Genomic DNA, 22,738 nt, shown 5'->3' with positions numbered 1-22,738 from the left:
GACTTAAGACAGAAAAGGCGCATCAGGATGCACAAGAAAAATACGCCTACCCCGCACGATGCGGTATTCAAAACCTTTCTCTCGCACCCCGAGACGGCGCGTGACTTTATGTCGCTGCATCTGCCGCCCGCGCTGCTGGCGATTTGCGATTTGACTACGCTGAAGCTGGAATCCGGCAGTTTCGTAGAGGATGACCTGCGCCCCTACTACAGCGATGTGCTTTACTCGCTGAAGACCCGCGGCGGCGACGGGTATGTGCACGTTCTGATTGAGCACCAGAGCACGCCGGATAAGCATATGGCGTTTCGGCTGATGCGCTATGCGGTGGCGGCGATGCAGCGTCATCTCGACGCCGGACATAAAACGCTGCCGCTGGTGATCCCGGTGCTCTTTTACCAGGGTAAGCGCAGCCCCTATCCTTACTCAATGAGCTGGCTTGATGCCTTTAGCGAGCGAGAACAGGCCGCGGCGCTCTACAGCGGACATTTCCCGCTGGTGGATGTAACCGTCATCCCGGATGAAGAGATTATGCAACACCGCAGCATGGCGGCGCTGACCCTGTTGCAAAAGCATATCCGCCAGCGCGATCTGAAAGGCCTGCTCGACCAGCTGGTGTCGTTGATGCTGACGGAATTTATGACCAGACAGCAGGTGATGGCGCTGGTAAACTATATGCTTCAGGCCGGCGAAACGTCGGACGCGAAAGCGATGATTCGTGAACTGGCACAGCGCGTGCCGCAGCATGAGGATGAACTGATGACCCTTGCACAACAGCTTGAACAGATAGGATTGAAAAAAGGTCTGGAGCAAGGACTGGAACAGGGGCTGGAACAGGGCCTGGCACAGGGACGCCAGCTTGGCGAACGAGAGGCCAGCCTGAATATCGCCCGGAACTTACTGAAAAGCGGTATGGACGTTCTCTCAGTCATGAAAGTAACGGGCCTGTCGGAAGAGGATCTCCAGCAAATCCACCACTAAGGCTTCACTCTGCTTCTTATCTCTGGCCGCCCTTTCTTCAGGGCGGCGGTTTTTCTCGATGTCTCTATCCATGCTGCAATAAAAACATAAAATAACGCCGCGAGAAAATAACGTGGCGGTTGCATCCACTTATTCCGATATCTATTTAATCCTGCGCCGCTGTAATACGCCTTTAAAGAACCGATGAAATGCTGCTTATAACGTCAGGCAGGGATCGTCCCTGCTTGCGCGCCATTATAACGGAGCGAATATGGCTTTACGGGTTGAGGTAAAAAACAGGCGGCCGCACGTGGCGATCTTTAATTGCGCTGAACATGGTCATGTTAATCCCACGCTAGGTCTGGTCAACGCGCTGGTGGCGCGGGGATATCGGGTTAGCTATACCACGTCGGCTGAATTTGCACCTTTAATAACGGCCTGCGGCGCGGAGCCGGTAATTTATCAGCCCGCATTTAGCAAAGAGACACCTCGCCCGGAAGAGATGGGACACGTGGTGGTTGAGCTGGCAAAAGAGGCGACGCTGACCTGGGACGGGCTATTTCACGCCTTTGTCGACGATCGCCCGGATATTATCGCTTATGGCCCGTTAAGCTGGCTGGGGAAAATATTTTCCGCTCTGTGGAATATTCCTTCCGTCGCGCTTAATCCCACCCATGCCAGCTATCAGGGACAGTCGGAAGAGTGGCTGGGAATAGCGAGCAATGCCTGGCCCTGCTTACCGCTGCTCAACGCCCTGCTGAAGTCTAAAGGCGTGGCGCTCGATCTCTCCGCGCTGTTATCCCGCCACGACAATGCTATTGCCTTTATTCCGCGCTGCTTTCAGGAAAAAGTGGAGACGGTCGATCCCCGCGTTATTTTCGTCGGGCCTGAAATCGTCGCCAGACCTGCTGAGCATAAATGGTGCCCTGCGTCACAAGCGCGCCCCGTTGTGGTCGTTTCGCTGGGTTCGGTCTACACCAACCAGCGCGATTTTTTCCGCACCTGCATCGCGGCGTTCGCCGACAGCGAATTCCACCTGGTGTTATCTATTGGCCGCTACGTCACGCCGGACAAGCTGGGGCCAGTCGCAGCCAATATTGAGGTACATGCGCAGATCCCTCAGCTTGAGGTGCTGCAGTCAGCCAGTTTGTTTATCACGCATGCCGGTATGAACAGCCTGATGGAGGCGGCGCATTTCGGCGTGCCGGTTATCGCCGTTCCCCAGCAGGCGGAGCAGCGGCTCAATGCCAGACGCGTCCAGCAGCTTGGTCTCGGCGTCCATCTGCCGCGGGAGCAGGTCGATGCGGACGGGTTGCTCTCCGCCGCGCGTGCGCTTCACGCCAGCGAGATCTGTCGGACACAGATTGCGCGCTTTCAGCAGCAGCTAAAAGCGGCTGGCGGCGCCAGCGCAGCAGCCGATCTCTTCGATCGACTCTTTGCCAGCCTGCAGCGCCGGGCTCAGGCGATATAACAGACGAGAAATAACAAAAAACGCGCAGCACGTTAACCGTGCTGCGCGCGGAAGGCGGGCGTTCTACACTTCGAGGCTGTTGACGCGCAGCATAAAGAGGTCGCGATCTCTGATCTCTCTTTTTCTTTCCAGCAGCAGGTCGAGATTATCCCTGACCGTAAGATAGAGGCCGCTCAGGCTTTTATATTTACCGCTGCACAGCTTCTCAATATTGATCATGCTCTGCTTCTCATCCACGGTATTTCCGGCGTCCTGCTCGTCATAAACCCACTGCAACGCTTTGCCCCTGGCGCTGTTGCGATCGGTGACGGTGGAGATCAAACTGGTGACCATGCCCGTAGAGTGAACCAGACCGGGGTGATAGGCGTAGACAGAGATATTTTCGCGCTTCATCTCGACGGCCAGGTTTTCGGTTAATTTAATCACCGCCGCTTTCGTGACTGAATAAGAGGTGCAGTAGGGCCAGCGGTAGGCGCCTGCATTGCTGACGATATTAATGATAATGCCGCGTTTGCGCATCCGCATCGGTTTAAGCGCTTCGTGGGTGCAATAAGAGAGACCAAGCAGGTTAATATTAATCGCTTCATACCAGTCATCCAGCGCGATATCGGCGAATTTATCTACCGGTCCCCAGACGCCGGCATTATTTATCACCACATCGATATGGCCAAACATGGCGACGATATCTGCAAAGCATTGTGACACGGCGGCCCGATCGCTGACGTCACAGGTGATACAGTGAAAAAGGCCCGGATATTCCGCCTCCAGCTGCGCCAGACGGGCAGTATCCCTTCCCGTAATAATAACGGTGTGCTGACGGGCAAGCGCTTTCGCGTAGGAAAAGCCCAGTCCTTTTGAACCACCGGTAATTAAAATTACTTTTTTATCTGCGTCTGTCATTGCCCTAATTCCTGTATTAAATAAATCGCGGCTATTGAGTTGCGAATATCATCTCTGGGCAGGATTATTGGCACGCCAGTGTGAATGATAAATGACAATCCGTTGTTAATTTGATTTACGGCAGCGACACGCTGACAGAAAGTCTTATCGGTTAAAATAACGCAAAGAAACTACTTTTCAGATCGCTTTTATTTTGATTAATGCAGAAAGTAATAATTTTTTCTCTGCCGTGAAATAGCCACTACATCCGTGATGGTGCGTTATAAAACAGAAGATTTTAAGGCCAGCCATTACTAAGAACATTCTTAAATATCCTTGATGTCGGGCGCTGTATTAAAAGATTCATAAAGCGCTTTTACTATGCCAGCAATAAATAAAAAGGCCCACCCTATATTCATGCCTCGCGCAATGAAGCCTGTTGCCGCATGAAACAGAGGAATGTCATGGATCGCGTTGTAATAGCCCACACGCCGCTTGGTAGCGAACTCCTGTTTAAAAAGATGACGGGTCGGGAGCAATTCTCAGACTGTTATCAGTTTGACGTCGATATGCTGAGCACCAGCAACGAAATAAACCTGCAGGATCTGCTGGGCGAGCAGATAACGCTTGAGCTGCGCCCTAATCCGGAAACACAGCGTTTCCTCAGCGGCATGATTACCCGCATGGCGTTTGTCGGACATGAAAAGCACCGCGAAGAGTATTATATCTATCGCGCAACGATGCGCCCCCACTTGTGGAACCTGACCCAGACGCAGGGTTTTCGCATCTGGCAGCAAAAGACCGCCAGAGAGATCCTGACCGACGTTTTCCAGGATTATGCCATTCCCATTGATGACCAGCTGGAGGGAAACTTCCGCATCTGGGAATACTGCGTGCAGTATCAGGAAAGCATGTATGACTTCGTAAAGCGTCTGATGGAGCACGAAGGCATCTACTTCTACTTTCGTCATGCGATGGGCCAGGAGACGCTGGTGCTCTGCAACAGCAGCAAATCTCACCAGCCGTTCGGATGCTATGAGACCATCGAGTTTCATCAAACCGGCGCGGGCGGTTACGTAAATCAGGAGGCGATCAACAGCTGGCAGGCGTCAGCGTCGGTGTCGGCCAGCCTCTACAGCCATGATGATTATAACTATCTGCAATCGAACGCCGACCTCTCCGCCACGATGCAGATCGCCGACGCCCGCTCGCCGGCGAATACCAAAATCACCGAGTGGCCGGGGCGCTATCCCCATCAGTCAGAGGGAAACGACTATTCACAGATCCGCCAGCAGGAATATGGCGCGCGACAGCAGCAAATTGAAGGCGCGGGCGATGCGTTCGGCCTGGCGCCAGGCTACACCTTTACGCTCTGTATGGCGCCGCGCGCCGCAGATGAAGGAAAAACCTTTCTGATTACCCGGGTCGATTACCACCTGGAAGAGAACAGCTACGCCAGTAACGATCAAGACCACAATATCCATCGCTTCGACTTCTGCGTTATTCCGGCGACGGTGATCTGGCGTCCGGCGCGCGTCACGCCCTGGCCGCGCACCACCGGCCCGCAAACGGCGGTGGTCATCAAAGCCAGCGACGCCAGCAAAGGCGACGGCGACCATATCTCCACCGATCAGTATGGTCGCGTGCGGGTTAAATTCCGCTGGTTCAGAGCGGAAGATGAAACCCGGCTTCACTCCTGCTGGCTGCGCGTCTCAAGCGGCTGGGCCGGGAGCCAGTATGGCGCGTATCAGATCCCGCGCGTCGGCGAAGAGGTGGTGGTCGATTTTATTAACGGCGACCCTCACACGCCGGTAGTGACTGGGCGAGTCTATAACGATTTGCAGACCCTGCCGATTTCTGAACACCTGGTGACGGAAGCCAGCACCAGCGATATTGCCAGCGGTGACAGCGTAACGGCGGAGAGCGCCGCCGAGTGGAATTACGCTAAAAGTGGCATCTGGACGCGTACGCTCGGCAGCCAGGATGTTAACGACGGCAATTTCCTCACCTTTGACGACACCGAAGGCGAACAGTCGGTCGATCTGCACGCCGCGAAGAAGCTGAATATCTCCGCCAAGGACGCGGTCAAAATCTACTCCGCCAGGGCGGGCGACGACGCGATAAAAGTCTGGTCGCCCGGCCAGGTTTACATTCAGAGCGAAGATACCTTAAACACCAGCGCGCCGACGCAGAAACACAGCATTCGCGGCAGCTACTACACCATCAGCGGCGCCAACTTCACCACTAACGGCATCGCCTTAACCATTAATGGCGTCAACGGCACCATCAATGCCGTCAGCAGCCTGCAGGCGACGACGACGGAATTCACCGCCAAAGGCTTATCCATGGAAGTCACCGGCGTGAAGCACGCCAAAACCTATTCTGAGATAAAAAAGAACGTCAATGAGATCAAAGAGGTCAACCGGCAACTGGTCTTCGCCTCTTTGATCTCGATTATGAATGGCGGCGGCGGCGCGTTGCCGAATGAGAATGAGCGGACGGTGACCAGCCAGCTGGACAAGCTGAAAGCGAAAGTGAAATGGAAAGGGAAAAGCAACGAAAGCACCGCCGGTTCGCGACCGCCTTCGCAGGGGAGCAATGCTTCGCAGGCGAGTAACGCCTCACAGGCAAGCAACGCTTCGCAGGCAAGTAATGCCTCCCAGGCGAGTAATGCTTCTCAGGCGAGTAACGCCTCACAGGCGAGCAATGCTTCTCAGGCAAGCAATGCTTCGCAGGCGAGTAATGCCTCGCAGGCAAGTAACGCCTCCCAGGCAAGCAATGCCTCCCAGGCGAGTAACGCCTCACAGGCGAGCAATGCTTCGCAGGCGAGTAACGCCTCACAGGCGAGCAATGCTTCGCAGGCAAGCAATGCCTCGCAGGCAAGCAACGCTTCGCAGGAGAGCTTCCAGACGGCGCGCACCAGTCAATCGACACCCGGTGGAGAAGGCGCTTAGCCGCTGTTATGAAAATCATTAAACCGCGCCACCTGGGCTTGTTACCACGCCCCTTCCGCTGGCAGCGCCAGCACTATCTCGGCGTCGCCGTTATGGCGATGATAAATATGGATGCGCTGCCGCGCCTGCTGACCGAGCAGGCGCTATGGAATCTGCTGCCAGAGGCGCTGCAGTCGCCCGATGGCGTGCTCGATCACGGCCTGCCTAAACCGCACCCGGAGTTTCTCGCCAGCGGCTTTGCCTTTCCGCCCGGCGGCGCGGCATCGCACTGTATCGCCCGCATCCAGGTAGCCGATCGGGAAAAAACGCTGCACGTTTACGGCGATCGCCAGCGGCGGGAGGATGGCCTCAGCGCACCGCAGCCTTTTACGCAGATGCCGCTCGACTGGCAACATGCGTTGGGCGACGCAGGCGACAGCGAAAATCCGCTGGGCAAGGCGATACCCAACGTCGAGGCGGCCGCGCCGCTGCTGATCCAGCCAGGCGCGGGCGCGCTTCCCGCCAGCTTTAACGCGGTGCCGTTAAGCGCGCCGCGTCGCCTGCGCCACGTTGGCAGCGCCTTTGACGAGGCCTGGCTGGCGCATGACTATCCTGGCTTCGCCCGCGATGCCGACCGACGCCTGTTTAACCAGGGCGATGCGGATCAGCGCTGGGACGATCGCGATGCCCTGCCCGCTGGCGCCGCCTGGCGCATTGAAAACATGCATCCAGATAAACCGCTGCTTGAGGGATGCCTGCCGCCGTGGCAGGCACGCTGTTTCGTGGTGCGTCAGCATACCCACGGCGAGATGTTTGAAGCGATCCCGCTGCGCGCCACGACGCTGCACTTTTTCCCTCATCTGGAGCGCATTGTGATGATCTGGCATGGCGAGCTGGCGATCCGTGAAGATGACGCCGCAGACGTGCTCACCACGGTCGCAGCGCTCGAGTCGATCCACCAGCCGCGCACGCGCGAAGCCTATGAAGAGATCACGCGGCAACGCAGCGACCCCGAACGCTCGGTGCTGCTTGCGTTACGCGACGGCGAGCTGCTGCCCCCAGGCAGCGCCATTACGGATGACGAGCCTGAACTGCCTCCCGGCCCGACAGATCGCAACCTTGCGCGCTGGGAAACGGCGCAGCGCCAGCAGCTGCGGCATGCGCACAGCGACAGCGGGATGGATATAGATGCGCTGGCGCCCACCCGACAGCATGCTCCGACGGTGCCGCTGGAGGATCTGCATGACTATATCGACGCGCAGGATCGCGCCGCGCAGCAGCAGCTGGCGCAGATGATAACGCGCTACCAGCAGGAAGAGGCGCTGGCCCCGCCCGCGGCCAGACCGGCCGCCGCGATAGAGACCTATCGCAGCCAGCGCGCCGCGTTTGACGAGAACGCGCAGCAGCAGCCAATGGATGACCGTCAGCGTACGTTCAGCTCTCAGGCGCTGCGTGACAGCTACCGCTTTAATGCTCATCAGCTGAGCGCGCCCGAGCGCCTGACGCCCGCGCAGTCGGCGCAGTTGCGTCAGGCGGTGCTGGTGCGCGATGGCGACTGCCGCGAGATGGATCTCACCGGTGCGGATCTGTCAGGGCTTGACCTGCGTGACACCGACTTCAGCGGCGCGCTGCTGGAGAATGTCGATTTCAGCCACTGCCAGCTCGACGGCAGCCTGTTCAGCAACGCCGTGCTGACGCGCGCAGAACTGCATCGCTGCTCAGCCCGCGCCTGCGCCTTCGACAATGCCAGCCTCGCCCTGGCCCAGTGCTGTTACGCCGACTTTAGCGATTCAGTCTTCAGCGAGACGGAGTGCCGGGATCTGATGCTGGAACAGTGCGTTTTCGATCGCGCCACCCTCAGTGACGTAATGCTGACACAGACGAGCCTGGCGCACTGCCGCTTTCATCATGCGCAGATCGTCAATGCCCATTTCAGCGAGCTGACGCTGCAGGCGCTCGACTTCAGTCACGCCACGCTGCGCAAAGTCTACTTCGTTGAGTGCCATCTGCTGGCGCTCAGTTTCGAACAGGCGCGCCTGACGGCGGTGGGCTTCGTCGACTGTCAGGCGCCAGAAATCTGTTTTCATCAGGCGCAGCTGCATACTTCGCTGTTTGTCGCCGATACGGCCCTGATCCGCGCCGACTTCAGCGGTGCCACGCTGACGCAGTGCAATCTGCGGGAGACGCGGCTGGCGCAGGCGAACTTTTCTCACGCCATGCTGATTAACAGCGACCTCAGCGGCGCGGACTGTACGCAGGCGGATATGCGGCGGATGCAGGCCAGGGAGTGCCAGTTTACCCGTGCGGATTTGACGCGGGCGACGCTGGCGGAGAGCGACCTGATCGGCGCCTCCTTCTCAAAATCTCAGCTGCAGGGATGTGATTTCAGCGGCTGCAACCTGTTCCGCGCCGACCTCTCGCTTAGCGCGCGCGATGCGACGACGCGCTTCGAAGAGGCCTGGCTTAACGGCATGAAAACCGCGCCGCAGCGCGACGAGGAGCATTCGTGAACGGGATGACGGCTGAGGCGGTCGAGCGAGCCATCCAGCACGGCGAGATGATCTATCAGGTCGGGCTGCAGGGCCTGGACTTCAGCGGACGCGATCTCTCCGGCGGCTCTTTTGTCGAAGTCGACTTAACCGGCGCACGCCTGACAGACTGCAACCTGCATGAGACGCGCTTCAGCGACTGCTGCCTGCGCGGCAGCGATTTTTCAGGCAACAGGCTAGAGGAGACGCTGTTCAACCAGTGCGTTATGACCGGCGCGCGCTTCAGCGATTGCGGCCTCTACCAGTGTCTGTTCAGCCAGTGTCAGCTTGAAGAAAGTCAGTTCGACGCCAGCGCGCAGATCGGCACGCAGTTCCTGGGCGGCTCGCTTAGCGACAGCGATTTTCAGCACGCCGCGCTGCAAGGATGCGGCTTCAGCGATCTGGGATATTTAACGCTCCAGCTTGCCGGGTGCTGGTGCGAGCAGGGTTCCTTTATGAACGCCGACATGCGTCAGGCGGACTTTAGCGCGGCGCGCTTCTCGCTCACGACCTTTTTCGCCTGCGACCTGCGGCTGCAAACGCTGGACGGCGTGGCGTTTAACCAGTGCCAGTTTACGCAAAGCCAGCTGGACGGCGCCAGCTTCCACCAGGCGATCCTGAGCCAGTGCGGTCTCAGCGGCCTGTCGCTACGCCAGGCCAGGCTGACGCAGGTTCAGGCGCAGCAAACGCTGTTTAACGCCGCCGATATGACCGGCTGTGACTGCCGCGACGCGCAATTTGCTCAGGCCAACTTTGCCGACGCGATTCTGACCGGCTGCGATTTCAGCCGCAGCGATCTACAGCGCGCCGTGCTGGCGCGCAGCCGTGCCGTTCAGACGCGCTTCGACGGCTGCGATATGACCTGGGCGGACTGCACCTGGGCGCAAATGGATGAGGCGCAGTTTAACGACGCGCAGTTCGGGCACACCCGCTTCCACCGCGCCAGCACGCACCAGAGCGAATTCACCTCGCGCAGCGGTATTATTGAACGAGATGAAGCGCTGTTTGCAGCAGAGGAGTGGAGTCGCCAGCGTTAAATTATTTCGCCGCGTGCGACGGCGATTATAAAAAATTTATTATGCCATATTTATTATTGACGATTGACGCTGCGGCCTTAAAGAGGCCGCTTTTGCTTTTGTGTGAATTAAATATTTATGACAGAAGGCTGAGAAGGTCCGTTAGTCAGTGACGGAGATAATTAACCTGAGAAATGATATTCACTGTTTTCCTTTGCTGGCCTTATATTATTGCGACTAAATGGTTGTGTATTGCTGAAAATTAATGCCTGTTTCAAACGGGTGTCATAAAGGCTGCGCTAACCAGATATTTACTATGCTGTTTCAGTATCGGATATCTTTCAATATATCATTGATTTTTATAGCTTTGATTTTATTTAATTCAGATTTAAATTTAATTATGACATTTACATTAAGTTTATATGAATATTTTCCCGGGCTATTTATTAAGAGTATTCCCATCTTCACAGGTGCCAGCGAATAATGTAAATATGTTCCCCGGTTAGTGTATTTATTGAGTAAATTATTTCGCATCATGAACGCTGCGTATGCGCCACGCCTCTATTTATTCTGGCGGAGCTGTTTGCGTCTTTTTACTGGCGGCAAAAAATCAAAATATATTACCTGAGGGTTATTGTTTCTTCTATGCGCCTCTTTTTAACGTGCAGTTTATTCGCCCCGACAGGCTTTGCAGCAGAAAGAATCGCCTTTATTTGCCGTCAGTCTCTGAAAAAAGCGGCTAATCACGCTGTTATCGATGCGCGTGGAAATAACCGCGTCGGCGCAGGAAAAACCGTTACGCCGCGCCTCCCCTGTTTCGCGCCATTCCCTTTCGTCGATTGTGAGAGTTCGCTATGAGCAAAAAAGAGAACACCCTCTCCATGCCGCTGCGGTTGCCTGCGCAGGCGGAGGGCGTAGTGGTCGCCCCGCTGTCCGAAAACAGCGTCGAGGTGGAACTGCAGGGACGTCGCTGGCGCACGCAGCGCGCCGCCAGCTGCCTGCTGACGCCAGAGCCGGGAGACCGGGTGCTGCTGGCCAATCTTAACCATCAACTCTGGCTGCTGGCGGTGCTGGAGCGGGCGCAGCCCGAACAGACGGCGCTGCTCGGCTGCGGCAGCGATCTGCATCTCACCTGCGGCGGCGCGCTCACGCTTAGCAGCCAGCAGTTCAGCCTGAAAGCCGCGCAGGGCGAGTGCGATATCGACAGCCTGCGCTATCGCGGCCAGTCGGTTTCCGCCTGGATCAGCGTCGGCCGCTTCTTCGGCAAACAGTGTGAAAGCGTCTGGGAGAGCCTCAGCCAGTTTAGCCAGCGGCTGCTACGCAAAACCGCACAGTGCGAACAGGTTCGCGCAGGCCAGCTTGACGTCAAAACCGAAGAGTTCACCCGACTCCATTCGCGCAACACCCTGATCAGCAGCACGTCGCTGACCAAGGTCGACGCCAAACAGATTCACATGGGCTAAGGGAGAAGCGGATATGTTTGCCAATTGCCAACGCGGCGGCTGCGACCAGGCGGTCAGCGACGTCTGCAAAGCGCCTGCGCCGACGACCTTCGTCAATATCGCCAGCGGCAGCCTGGCGGTGCCTACGGCGCCGACCATCCTCTTCGCCGGCATGCCGGCCCATAACATGACCACGCTGATCCCCGTCAGTCAGGGAGATGAAGCGGGCGTGCTCGGCGGGGTGATCTCGAACGTGATCCTTGGCCCTTCGCGCCACCTGACCGGCTGCTCCACCTTACTGCTGCAGGGATCGCCCGCGACACGCATGGGCAGCACTACCCTGCAGAACCTGAACAACGCGCCAGGCGTCCGTCTGACGCCCAGCCAGACCACTATCGAACTGCTGGCGCGATAACACTCTATGGAAGCTCGGTTACCCCTTATGAAAAAGATGATATCTGGCGTGGTGATTGCGTTAGCGCTCAGCGGCTGTAAAGCGCCGCCGGTGAAACCTCAGGAGAAGCTGGAAACCAGCGTAGTGGACGGAACGACCCTAGTGCATCGCCACGAGATCGGCGCGCCGAAAACCTTCACGCCGGTTTATCAGGCCTATCGCGCGCTCTATGCGGCGTCGGTGATGAGCACGCCGGGCTTCCAGGGAAAACGGGTCGGGACGCTTAAAAACGGCGAGCTTTACCAGGTACTGGGTCGGGTAGAAAACAACTGGCTGGCGATCTCCGACAGCCCGGAGCTGCAGCTGACCGGCTACGTCGAGTTTAAGGCGGGCGTGCCCTCAGCGCGCTATGACGCCACCGTAACCGGCGCGCCACCCGTATCGCGGCGCCCCGCCCGGCAGTGCATCGGCGTCGGCAACGGCGACAGCGCCTGCCGTAAAGGCCGTTCCGCCACCTGGATCATTCAATAGGAGCGCCTCATGACCATGCGTTTTGCAGCGCTGCTTGCGCTGACCTGTGCGGGCGCGCTCGGCGGTTGCGCCTCCTCTCCCGCCGCGCCTGACGCGCCGGCGAAAGTGAACATCGCCTTTAGCTACCGTCCCGACGCCAACGGCGGCGCACCGCTCAAAATACGGCTCTTTATGCTGCGCGCATCGTCCGATTTCGCCTCGGCGGACTTTTACTCGCTGCAAAACCGCGCGTCGTTGCTGCTGGGCGAGAACCTGCTCGACAGCAACGTCTTCTTTCTGACGCGGCAGACGCCGCGCAGCGTCACGGCCAGCGTGCCGCCCGTCGGCACGCGCTATGTCGGCATCATGGCGGAGTACCAGACCATCGACCGCAAAGTCTGGCGAAAACTGCTGACGCTGCCTGCGGCGCGGCCCCGCCCTTTTTATCGCGTCTGGCAGAGCGACGAAAACGAGCTGAAGGTCAGCGTCGTGGCGGGCAAAGAGGGACTGACGCTCAGTCAGAGCAGCAATGATTAACCAGAACGGCAGGAAGGCGAAATGAACAGAGCGGATAAGGTGATCTGGACGGAAGGGATGTTTTTGCGCCCCCACCATTTTCAACAGGCGGAACGCTGGCTGGAAGGCTACAGCCGCAGCTGGGGGAAACTGCAGTGTCCCTATCACTGGGGGTTTATGACGCTGAGCTTCGACCCGTCGCTGCTGCGCCAGGGAAAGCTGGCTATCGCCGAGGCGAGCGGCATGATGCCGGACGGCACCCCTTTTATCATCAGCGATGCGGAGAACGGCCCTGCGCCGCTGGAGATTGGGGATAACCAGAGCGATATCCGGGTAGTACTGGCGCTGCCGGAGCAGCGCGACGGCCGCACCGAAGTGATCTTCGAGGCGTCGTCGGACTCGCTGGCGCGCTACGGCGCACGCGAAAGCGAAGTCGCCGATCTCAACAGCGCCGCCGTCGGCCGCGCCGCGGTGCAGTTCGGCACGCTGCGCCTGCGCCTGATGGCGGCCAGCGATCTCAACGCCGAATGGACCGCGCTCGGCGTCGCGCACGTCAAAGGCAAAGATGCATCGCGCCACCTTCAGCTCGACAGCAGCTATATTCCGCCGCTGCTCAACGGCCACAGCTCGCCGGCGGTCGCCGCCTTTATCAGCGATCTCGATGGCATTCTCAGCCAGCGCAGCGAACAGATGGCGCAACGCTTGCAGCAGGCCGGGCGCGGCGGCAACGCCGAAATGATCGATTTTATGCTGCTGGCGCTGATTAATCGCCATATCGGCCAGCTCAGCCACGCGCGCCGCCTGCCGCAGCTCCATCCAGAGCAGCTCTTTAGCGACTGGCTGCAGTTCGCTGCCGAGCTGGCGACCTGGTCGCCGACGCGCCGCCCGGAGGAGTTCCCGCGGTATGACCACGATAACCTCCAGCTCAGCTTTAGCCGCCTGATGTTGCATCTGCGCCAGCGTCTGTCGCTGGTGATGGAGGAGAGCGCGCTGCAGCTGACGCTCACCGAGCGCTCACACGGACTCTATGTGGCGACGGTCTCCGACGCCAGCCTGCTGCGCGACTACGGCTTTGTGCTGGCGGTACGCGCCGATATGCCGAGCGAAACCCTGCTGACCCACTTCCCGGCGCAGATGAAGATCGCCCCGGTAAGCCGCATCCGCGATCTGGTGCAGCTTCAGCTGCCGGGCATTGCCCTGCGCGCCATGCCCGCCGCGCCGCGTCAGATCCCCTGGCACGCTGGCTACACCTATTTCGCGCTGGAACAGGGCGGCGATCTCTGGGCGCAGATGACGAAATCGGAAGCCTTCGCGCTTCACCTGGCGGGCGAATTCCCCGGCCTGAATTTGCAACTCTGGGCGCTGCGCAATGCGCACGACTGAAGGAGGAACGGGACCCATGATGCAGTCACTCTCCCTCAACGGCTATCTTCCCGACGCCGCGCAGCCGGAGAATCCGCTGGTGGCACTGGCCAACCCGCTGATCAACGCCATTCCGCAAATCCGCCATTCGGTATCGCACCAGAATCCGGACGGCCTGCGTCAGCAGCTGATCGACCTGATGCGTCGCTTCGAAGTGAAGTGCCAGCAGGCGCAGCTTCCCTACGAAACCATCGTCGGCGCGCGCTACTGCCTCTGCACCTCGCTCGATGAAGCGGCGGCGCTGACGCCCTGGGGCAGCCGCAGCGTCTGGCCGCGCAGCGGACTGCTGGTGACCTTCCATAACGAAACCTGGGGCGGCGAGAAGTTTTTCCAGCTTCTGGCGCGTCTCTCTCAGCAGCCGCAGCAAAACATTCTGCTGCTGGAGCTGATGAACGCCTGCCTGCTGCTGGGCTTCGAGGGACGCTACCGCATTATGGAGAACGGACGCACCCAGCTTGAGACGCTGAAGCAGCGGCTGCTGCAGCTGATTGAGAACGTGCGCGGCGGTTATGCCCCGCCGCTTTCGCCGCAGCCGTTCGACGAACCGGTGGCGCAGCGGCTGTGGCGACCGCTGGTTCCGCTCTGGAGCTTCGCCGCCCTGCTGGCGCTGCTCGGCTGCCTGATCTACATCGGCCTTAACTGGCGGCTCAGCCACTTCACCTCGCCGGTGCTGTCGGCGCTTTACCAGACGACGCTGCCGAAAGTAGAGATTGCGCGCCCCGCCGCGCCGCCTGCGCCACCGCTCGATCTGCGCCGTTTCCTCGCGCGGGAAATCGCCGAGGGGCTGGTCAGCGTGCGCGACGAAGCGACGCAGAGCGTGGTGCTGCTGCGCGGCGACGGGCTGTTTGACTCCGCCGCCACCACTATTCACGGCCGTTATGAGCCGGTGATCCTGCGTATCGCCGAGGCGATGAATAACGTCAACGGCCAGATCCTGGTCAGCGGCTACACCGACGACCGGCCGATCCACAGCGCACGCTTCAGCTCCAACTTTGAGCTGGCGCTGGCCCGCGCGCAGGCGGTGCAGAAGATGCTGCAGGCGCACCTGAGCCAGCCGGATCGCGTCAGCGCAGAGGGCCGCGGCGACAGCGACCCGCTGGTGCCGAACAGCAGTGACGCCAACCGCGCCCGTAACCGCCGGGTGGAGATCACGCTGAAGGTCGCGCCTAAAGAGACCCAGGCCGAACTGAACAGCCTGCGCTGAGGACCCCTAATGTTTCGCACACTGCTCTTAATTGTATCCAGCCGCCTGCTGTGGGGCGCACTGGGCATCACCGCGCTGTGCCTGCTGATCTGGACCATCGGCCCGCTGATCGCCATTGGCGATATGCGTCCGCTGGAATCAGAAGAGAATCGCTTTATCGCTATCGCGCTTTTCTGGCTGCTGTGGTTCGCCTTTCGTCTGGTGCCGCGCCTGTGGCGACGCCTGCAAAACCGTCGCCTGGTGCGTCGGCTGGAGACCCCCGCGCCAGCGGAGGCGCCGCCGGAGACGCGTGCGGAAGAGACGCAGCTCGCCGCGCGTTTCAACGAAGCGACGCAGCTGCTGCGCCACGCCCGCTTCAACCGGGCGGAAAACCGCCGTCTGCCCGCGTGGCTGCAGCGCTTTAACCGCCAGTATCTCTATCAACTGCCGTGGTACATGCTGATCGGCGCGCCGGGCGCGGGCAAAACCACCGCGCTGATCAACTCCGGGCTCCATTTCCCGCTGGCCGACCGCTTTGGCAAGAATGCGCTGCGCGGCGTCGGCGGCACGCGCAACTGCGACTGGTGGTTCACCGACGAGGCGATTCTGCTTGATACCGCAGGCCGCTACACCACGCAGGAGAGCGACAGAGAGCAGGACGCCAGCGAGTGGAAAAGCTTTATGAGCCTGCTGAAGCGCTCCCGTCCGCGCCAGCCGATTAACGGCGCTATCGTCACCATCAGCATCGGCGATCTGCTTACCGAGGATGAGACGGCGCGGCATGCGCAGGCCAGCGCCCTGCGCCAGCGTCTGCTTGAGCTGCGCGAACAGCTTGGCATCCCCTTTCCTGTCTATCTGCTGGTCACCAAAAGCGACCTGCTTAAAGGCTTCGCGCCGACCTTCGCGGGCTTTAGCAAGGCGCAGCGCGATCAGGTCTGGGGCGTCACCTGGCCATGGCGGCAGAAACAGCCCGATCTCGGCGCCGAGTTCGACTACCAGTTCGAACGGCTGCACAGCCGTCTGCTGGCGGGCGTCTCCGATTTGATGATCGCCGAGCACAACAGCGCCAGGCGCGCCGAGATCTATCTTTTCCCACAGGAATTCGCCGCGCTGAAGCCGTTGCTCCGGCACTACCTGGAGATCCTGTTCGCCTCCTCGCACTATGAGGAGACGCTGCGGCCGCGCGGGATCTACTTCACCAGCGGCACGCAGGAAGGGCTGCCGTTTGACCGCGTGATGGGTCAGATGAACCGCGCGCTGGGGCTGCCCGACATCGACGCCCGCGCCGCCGCTGCGTCCCAGGACGATTTCAGCCACGCGACGCCGGTTCCAGCCGGACACGGCCAGAGTTTCTTTCTGCAGCAGGTGCTGCAGTCGGTAATCTTTAAAGAGGCGGGCCTGGCGGGCGTCAACCGCTGGTGGGAGTACCGCAATCGCATGGCGCACTGGATCGGCTACGGCCTGTTCGGCAGCGTACTGCTGATCGCTCTGCTGTGGTGGCTGACCAGCTATCACCACAATAAAAATTATCTCGCCGCCACGCTGGCGAAGATCCCGGCTTTCGAGCGCCAGGGTGCCGCGCTGCCGCCGCTCAACAGCGCCGATATGTTCGCCCTGCTGCCCTATCTGCGCAGCCTGACGGCGATACCGCGCTCGCCGCAGCTCGCCGATCCCAATAGCCCGCCCGTCGGCTGGCGCGCCGGACTCTACCGCGGCGAAGAGGTCAACAGCGCGGCCGCCTCCCTTTACGACCGCGCCCTGCAGGAGCTGCTGCTGCCGCTGGCGGCGCGCAATATCACCGACTGGCTGCGCAACGACAACGGCAGCGACGTCGATTACAGCTATGAAGCCCTGAAGGCCTATCAGATGCTCTATATGCCGCAGCACTACGACGGCCAGTTCCTGCACGCCTGGATAATGCTCAATATCCAGCGCTTTCAGGGAGCCAACGCGCCGCAGGAGGCGCTGCACGAGCTTGATCAGCATCTGGGCCACCTGTTTGACAACAAGATCAATACCTCGCCTTTCGAGCGCGACGACGCGCTGGTGGTGCGCCAGCAAAATCTGATTAACCGCTCGCCGCTCGCCAGCCGCGTCTACGGTCGGCTCAAACGGCTGCTGGCGGCGCAGGGTGACAAAGGGGTTAGCCTGCTGACGCTCGGCGGCCCGCAGAGCGAGCTGGTCTTCTCCCGCAAAAGCGGCGCGCCGCTAACGCAGCCGATTCCGTCGCTCTTTACGCCGCAGGGCTACTGGGGCGCGTTCAGCGACCATATCGGCAAGGTCGCCTCTGGCCTGCAGCAGGAAGACAAGTGGGTGCTGAGCCGCCGCGAAAGCGACAGCGGTCAGCAGCGGCTGGAGGATTCCGTCCGCCGCCTCTATATGGAGGACTTTATTGCGCACTGGGATGCGTTGCTGAGCGACATCCAGCTTAATCCGGCCAGCAGCCTGGAGGCGCGCATCAATATGGCGCGTCTGCTGTCGGGGCGCACCTCGCCGCTGCGCCAGCTGCGCATTAACCTCAGCCGTTACCTGACGCTGGCGAAGCCGGAAAAAGATGAGAAGCCGTCGCTGGCGGAGCGCGGCGCGCACTACTTCAACAACAACGCCACCCAGACGCTGCAGGCGTTGTTCCGCGCCCGCAAAGCGGAGCAGCGCGGCAGCCTCGACGCCCCTGAGCAGCGCGTCATGGCGCACTACGACGCCATTATCGAGCAGGCGCAGGCGACCGACGGACAGAGTGACCACATCCCGTTCGACGAGCAGCTGAAGAATGTCGACGATCTCTACGGCTATCTCACCGCGGTGCAGGACGCCAGCAACAGCATGATGACGCCGCCGCGCAACGAAATTATCTCCCGCATGCAGGCTGACGCAGGCCGCGAGCCTGAGCCCTTTCGCTCAATGCTGCTCTCGCTGGCGGTCGGCGCCAGCAGCGATACGCAGCAGCGCAGCCTGAACAACACCCAGAAACGCGCCAGCGTTGAGGTGGGCAGCTTCTGCCGTCAGGCGATCGCCGGACGCTATCCGCTCTCCAGCCGCTCCGGCGTCGACATCACCCCCGACGATATGGCGCGCATGTTCGCCCCCGGCAGCGGGCTGATGGACAGCTTTTTCCGCGCCAGCCTCGCCAGCAACGTCGACACCACCCAGAGCCGCTGGCGCTTTGCGCCGGGCGTCGACGGCAAAAGCCTGCCGGGCGGCGCCGCGCTGCTGGAGCCTTTCCAGCAGGCGCAGGCGATACGCGACGCGCTCTTCGCCAGCGGCGCCAGCGCGCCCTCTTACCGCCTGACCATCCGGCCCCTGAGCATGGATAACGCCATCCTTAACCTGACGCTCGACGTCGATGGCCAGCTGATCCGCTACAGCCACGGCCCGCAGACCCCGCAGGTGGTGAGCTGGCCCGGCCCTGGCGGCACACAGCAGGTGCGGATGCAGACCGGCTTAACCGACGGCTCCGGCGACACGCTCACTACCTCGGGCGCCTGGGCGCTTAACCGCCTGTTTGATAAAGCGCGCATCGCAAACGGCGGCAGCCCGTTAAGCCATATCGCCACCTTCAGCCTCGGCGGCCGCCAGGTGGTGCTGGAATACACCGCTAACAGCGTGCGCAATCCGCTGCAGCTCCCGGCCTTTCGCTGCCCATGAAACAGGAGAACCCCGCCATGCGCCTCTCTTCTCCTCCAGGCTGGTACGGCAAGCTGCCCGGCAGCGGCGACTTTATGCGACGCAGGCTGCCGGAGAATGTCGTCAGCCGCTGGTCGCACTGGTTCAGCAGCGGCATGCAGCGCATCGGCGCGCAGGCTGAGCCGCAGCTGCAGCGCGCGCCGGTATGGAACTTCGTCGTGCCCGCCTCGCTTGGCGCGCCCTGGGTGCAGATGGGATGCCTGCTGCCCGCCAGAGATCGCGTCGGACGGCAGTACCCCATCTGCGCCATGCAGCTCTGCGCCCCTGAGGCGTGGCATCCGCTGCGGCTGAAGCTGGCGGGCGACTGGTACTACCGGCTCGGTAAAACCCTGAGCCAGGCGGTGCATAACCGCTACTCCGGCGACCAGCTCGACGCCGCGCTGCTGGCGCTTGATGCCCCGGCGATGCCGTCGGGAACACCGCGCTCCGACGTGCTCGACATCATCGGCTACGACGACGCGCCCGACACCCTGAACTGGCCGAAGCTGGCGTCCTTTTTCGATCCTGAACAGTACAGCAGCTTCTGGTGGAGCAATCAGAGCGACGGCAGCGCCTTCTACACCCATTCGCACAGCGGCAACTTTACCTCGCAGCTCTTTTTCCGCCTGTTCGATCCGCTCTCGTCACATCAGGGGCTGCATACGCCGATGTTCGGCAAACACCTACAAGGGAGAGGCGATGAATCCTGAATCACTGCTAAGCCCGCTGCGCGACGACGCGCCCTGCGGCGATAACCTGGAGTATGACGCGCAGTTTATGGCGCTGGAGCAGGCGTGCGTCGGCAAGTCTGAACAGCAGTTCGGCAGCACCATTATTCCGGCGGAAGCGCCCGACTGGCAGGCGGTGGAGAAGGCGGCGCTGGCGCTGCACGCCCGCACGCGCGACGTGCGGGTGATGCTGATCCTGACCGAAGCCTGGACTCACATTCGCGGGCTGGAAGGGTTTGCCCAGGGCGTCACGCTGCTGACGCAGGCGCTTGAGCGCTACTGGCTCAGTCTCTATCCGCCGCTGGAGTATGACGGCGAGCCGGACCCGCTGCTGCGTATCAACGCGCTCTCGGCGCTGAGCGGCCATTCGAACCTGATTAACGCGCTGCGCCAGTGCTGGCTGATCAAAAGCAGCACCGGCGAGATCGCCCTGCGCGACGCGGTCGCGCTGGCGGACGGCAGTAAAAGCGACATCCCCGACTTTCCTGGCGGGCTTGCCCGCCTGCGCGACGAGTTCACCGCGCCTGACCATCCCGGCGTCGGCGCGCTGCAAACCCTCGCGCAGCAGTTGCCGCTGCTGCGCGACACCCTGACGCAGCATCTCTCGCCGGGCGATCTTCCCGACCTCAGCGCCGTGGAGAAGATAGTGGCGCTACTGCTGCCGCTCTGTCCGGCGCGGCCCGTCGCGCCAGCGGTGGAGGCCGTGGAGGAGGCAGGCGACGACGAGATCGCCGCCGCAGGCCAGCAGCCCGCTCCCGCGCAGATTGCCTGGCATCAGGCGGCGCTGCATTCGCGCGCCGACGTTGAGCTGATGCTGGAGAAGATCAAAACCTACTTTCACCAGCATGAACCCAGCCACCCAGCGCCCATCATGCTTGAGCGCGTGCAGCGGCTGATCCAGATGGATTTTATGAACATCATTCGCGATTTGGCGCCCGAGGCGGTCAGCCAGCTGAATGGCGTATTCGGCCAACCCGGGCAATGAGTTAGCGCTGCCCACCCCTGACGATTAACGGAGAAAAACGATGGCTAACTTTCCCACCATTAAAAAAGCGAGCAGCGGACAGAAGTTCATCTCGCGCAACCGCGCACCGCGCGTGCAGATTGAGTATGACGTCGAGATCTACGGTTCAGACCGCAAAATCCAGCTGCCTTTCATTATGGGCGTGATGGCGGATCTGGTGGGTCAGCCCGTTACGCCACAGCCGGAGGTGGCGGAGCGTAAATTTATGGAGATCGATATCGACAACTTCGACGATCGCATGAAAGCGCTGCAGCCGCATCTCGCCTACCACGTTGACAATACCCTGACCGGCGAAGGCCAGCTGGGCGTCGATCTCACCTTCAACAGCATGGATGACTTTCTGCCGGACGCCATCGTGCGCCGCGTAGAGCCGCTCAACCAGCTGCTTGAGGCGCGTACCCAGCTTTCTAACCTGCTCTCCTATATGGACGGCAAAAACGGCGCGGAAGCGCTGATCGCCGACGTGCTGAAAAACCCGCATCTGCTGGACGCGCTCGCCGCCGCGCCGAAAGCCGCCGCGCCGCAAAAGGATCACGACCATGAGTAACGCCGCCCAGACGACCCGTACCGCCGCGCAGCAGACGGTAACCCAGGATGAGTTCAGCGCGCTGCTGAATAAAGAGTTCCGCCCGAACAGCGACTCGGCGCGCGACGCCATCGCCGACGCGGTGAAAACCCTGGCCGCGCAGGCGCTGAAAAATACCCTGCCGGTCTCGGACGACGCCTATCGCACCATCCAGACGCTGATCGCCGAAATCGACCAGAAGCTGTCGCAGCAGGTGAACCGCATCATGCATCACGAGAGCTTCCAGCAGCTCGAAGGGGCGTGGCGCGGCCTGCATTACCTGGTGAATAACAGCGAAACCGACGAAATGCTCAAAATCCGCGTGATGAATATCAGCAAGAAAGAGCTGGGTCGGACGCTGAAGCGCTATAAAGGCGTCGGCTGGGACCAGAGCCCGCTGTTTAAGAAGATCTACGAAGAGGAGTATGGCCAGTTCGGCGGCGAGCCGTACGGCTGCCTGGTGGCGGACTTCTACCTCGATCACAGCCCAATGGATGTGGAGCTGCTGGGCGAGATGGCGAAAATCGGCGCGGCGGCGCACTGCCCGATTATTACCGGCGCGGCGCCGAGCGCGCTGCAGATGGAGTCCTGGCAGGAGCTGGCTAACCCGCGCGATATCACCAAAATTTTCGACAATACCGAATACGCCGCCTGGCGCACCCTGCGCGAAAGCGAAGATACGCGCTACCTCGGCCTGGCGATGCCGCGCTTCCTGTCGCGCCTGCCCTACGGCATCCGCACCAATCCGGTCGACAGCTTCAACTTTGAAGAGGAGACCGAAGGCGCGACCCACCAGAACTACACCTGGGCCAACGCCGCCTACGCGATGGCGGCCAATATTAACCGCTCCTTTAAGCAGTTCGGCTGGTGCACCTCGATCCGCGGCGTTGAGTCGGGCGGCTCGGTGGAAAACCTGCCGTGCCACGTCTTCCCGACCGACGACGGCGGGGTCGATATGAAATGCCCGACCGAGATCGCCATCAGCGACCGACGCGAAGCGGAGCTGGCGAAAAACGGCTTTATCCCGCTGGTGCACCGCAAAAACTCCGATTTCGCCGCCTTTATCGGCGCGCAGTCGCTGCAAAAACCGCAGGACTACCACGACGCCGACGCGGCCGCCAACGCACAGCTGGCGTCGCGCCTGCCTTACCTGTTCGCCTGCTGCCGCTTCGCCCACTACCTGAAGTGCATCGTGCGCGACAAGATCGGCTCTTTTCAGGAGCGCCAGGATATGGAGCGCTGGCTTAACGCCTGGATCGTGCGCTACGTCGATGGCGATCCGGTTAACTCGACCCAGGAGACCAAGGCGCGTAAGCCGCTGGCTGACGCGCGGGTGCTGGTAGAGGAGCTGGAGGATAACCCCGGCTACTACGCCGCGAAGTTCTTCCTGCGTCCGCATTATCAGCTGGAAGGGCTGACGGTTTCGCTGCGTCTGGTCTCGAAGCTGCCGTCGCTGAAGAAGCAAAGTCATTAATCCCCCGGCGCGGATGGCCGCGCCATTTTTATT

18 protein-coding genes are annotated in these 22,738 nt (G+C 60.6%); 17 read left to right on the top strand and 1 reads right to left on the bottom strand.

Features of this window, described 5'->3' with window-relative positions; all coding sequences use genetic code 11:
* The first annotated feature begins 27 nt into the window (after positions 1-27).
* Both D7S44_RS16550 and D7S44_RS16545 read left to right on the top strand, forming a co-directional pair.
* Positions 28-978: an Rpn family recombination-promoting nuclease/putative transposase gene (locus D7S44_RS16550; RefSeq protein ID WP_120456694.1), complete on the top strand. Its 951-nt coding sequence runs from the start codon at positions 28-30 to the stop codon at positions 976-978.
* A 289-nt stretch (positions 979-1,267) separates the two neighbouring features.
* Complete coding sequence (locus D7S44_RS16545; protein WP_158591271.1) at positions 1,268-2,428, top strand: macrolide family glycosyltransferase; 1,161 nt, start codon at positions 1,268-1,270, stop codon at positions 2,426-2,428.
* Between the two features lie 63 nt (positions 2,429-2,491).
* Here D7S44_RS16545 and D7S44_RS16540 read toward each other — a convergent pair whose 3' ends face one another.
* Positions 2,492-3,328: an SDR family oxidoreductase gene (locus tag D7S44_RS16540; RefSeq protein ID WP_120456691.1), complete on the bottom strand. Its 837-nt coding sequence runs from the start codon at positions 3,326-3,328 to the stop codon at positions 2,492-2,494.
* Between the two features lie 443 nt (positions 3,329-3,771).
* Between D7S44_RS16540 and D7S44_RS16535 the strand changes: the two genes are divergently transcribed.
* The 15 genes from D7S44_RS16535 (at position 3,772) to tssC (ending at position 22,705) form a co-directional block, all read left to right on the top strand.
* Positions 3,772-6,261: a type VI secretion system Vgr family protein gene (locus D7S44_RS16535; protein ID WP_158591269.1), complete on the top strand. Its 2,490-nt coding sequence runs from the start codon at positions 3,772-3,774 to the stop codon at positions 6,259-6,261.
* A gap of 8 nt (positions 6,262-6,269) precedes the next feature.
* On the top strand, positions 6,270-8,750 hold the full coding sequence (locus D7S44_RS16530) for a DUF2169 family type VI secretion system accessory protein (protein WP_120456688.1): 2,481 nt from the start codon (positions 6,270-6,272) through the stop codon (positions 8,748-8,750).
* 5 nt (positions 8,751-8,755) lie between these two features.
* Complete coding sequence (locus D7S44_RS16525) at positions 8,756-9,805, top strand: pentapeptide repeat-containing protein (RefSeq protein ID WP_240629489.1); 1,050 nt, start codon at positions 8,756-8,758, stop codon at positions 9,803-9,805.
* 527 nt (positions 9,806-10,332) lie between these two features.
* A complete protein-coding gene (locus D7S44_RS23360; RefSeq protein ID WP_147402118.1) occupies positions 10,333-10,527 on the top strand; it encodes a hypothetical protein in 195 nt (64 codons plus the stop codon).
* Between the two features lie 111 nt (positions 10,528-10,638).
* Positions 10,639-11,247 carry a DUF3540 domain-containing protein gene (locus D7S44_RS16520; RefSeq protein ID WP_120456685.1) on the top strand — a complete coding sequence of 203 codons (609 nt, stop codon included), beginning with the start codon at positions 10,639-10,641 and terminating at the stop codon, positions 11,245-11,247.
* Between the two features lie 13 nt (positions 11,248-11,260).
* A complete protein-coding gene (locus D7S44_RS16515) occupies positions 11,261-11,641 on the top strand; it encodes a DUF4150 domain-containing protein (protein ID WP_120456684.1) in 381 nt (126 codons plus the stop codon).
* A 27-nt stretch (positions 11,642-11,668) separates the two neighbouring features.
* Positions 11,669-12,151: a lipoprotein gene (locus D7S44_RS16510; RefSeq protein ID WP_120456682.1), complete on the top strand. Its 483-nt coding sequence runs from the start codon at positions 11,669-11,671 to the stop codon at positions 12,149-12,151.
* A gap of 9 nt (positions 12,152-12,160) precedes the next feature.
* Positions 12,161-12,667 carry a type VI secretion system lipoprotein TssJ gene (gene tssJ / locus D7S44_RS16505; RefSeq protein WP_120456680.1) on the top strand — a complete coding sequence of 169 codons (507 nt, stop codon included), beginning with the start codon at positions 12,161-12,163 and terminating at the stop codon, positions 12,665-12,667.
* Between the two features lie 21 nt (positions 12,668-12,688).
* Complete coding sequence (tssK, locus tag D7S44_RS16500) at positions 12,689-14,029, top strand: type VI secretion system baseplate subunit TssK (RefSeq protein ID WP_120456678.1); 1,341 nt, start codon at positions 12,689-12,691, stop codon at positions 14,027-14,029.
* A 16-nt stretch (positions 14,030-14,045) separates the two neighbouring features.
* On the top strand, positions 14,046-15,272 hold the full coding sequence (locus tag D7S44_RS16495; protein ID WP_120456677.1) for a DotU family type VI secretion system protein: 1,227 nt from the start codon (positions 14,046-14,048) through the stop codon (positions 15,270-15,272).
* Between the two features lie 9 nt (positions 15,273-15,281).
* The gene (gene tssM / locus D7S44_RS16490) at positions 15,282-18,896 is read left to right on the top strand and encodes a type VI secretion system membrane subunit TssM (protein WP_120456675.1); all 3,615 of its coding nucleotides are present in this window, start codon (positions 15,282-15,284) and stop codon (positions 18,894-18,896) included.
* A 17-nt stretch (positions 18,897-18,913) separates the two neighbouring features.
* Positions 18,914-19,624 (top strand): type VI secretion system-associated protein TagF, encoded by a 711-nt coding sequence (tagF, locus tag D7S44_RS16485; protein WP_120456673.1) that lies wholly within the window; start codon positions 18,914-18,916, stop codon positions 19,622-19,624.
* Positions 19,614-20,627 carry a type VI secretion system protein TssA gene (tssA, locus tag D7S44_RS16480; RefSeq protein ID WP_120456671.1) on the top strand — a complete coding sequence of 338 codons (1,014 nt, stop codon included), beginning with the start codon at positions 19,614-19,616 and terminating at the stop codon, positions 20,625-20,627. The genes tagF and tssA overlap by 11 nt, the downstream gene beginning before the upstream one ends.
* 40 nt (positions 20,628-20,667) lie before the next feature.
* A complete protein-coding gene (gene tssB, locus D7S44_RS16475) occupies positions 20,668-21,213 on the top strand; it encodes a type VI secretion system contractile sheath small subunit (RefSeq protein WP_120456669.1) in 546 nt (181 codons plus the stop codon).
* Positions 21,206-22,705, top strand: coding sequence for a type VI secretion system contractile sheath large subunit (tssC, locus tag D7S44_RS16470; RefSeq protein WP_120456667.1), 1,500 nt, complete (start codon positions 21,206-21,208; stop codon positions 22,703-22,705). Before tssB ends, tssC begins: the two co-directional genes overlap by 8 nt.
* The last annotated feature ends 33 nt before the right edge of the window (positions 22,706-22,738 follow it).

The organism is Pantoea piersonii (genome assembly GCF_003612015.1).
In the GTDB taxonomy this organism is placed as follows: domain Bacteria; phylum Pseudomonadota; class Gammaproteobacteria; order Enterobacterales; family Enterobacteriaceae; genus Pantoea; species Pantoea piersonii.
Note: the sequence above shows the minus strand (reverse complement) of the source record. Positions and strands in the feature narration are given on the sequence as shown.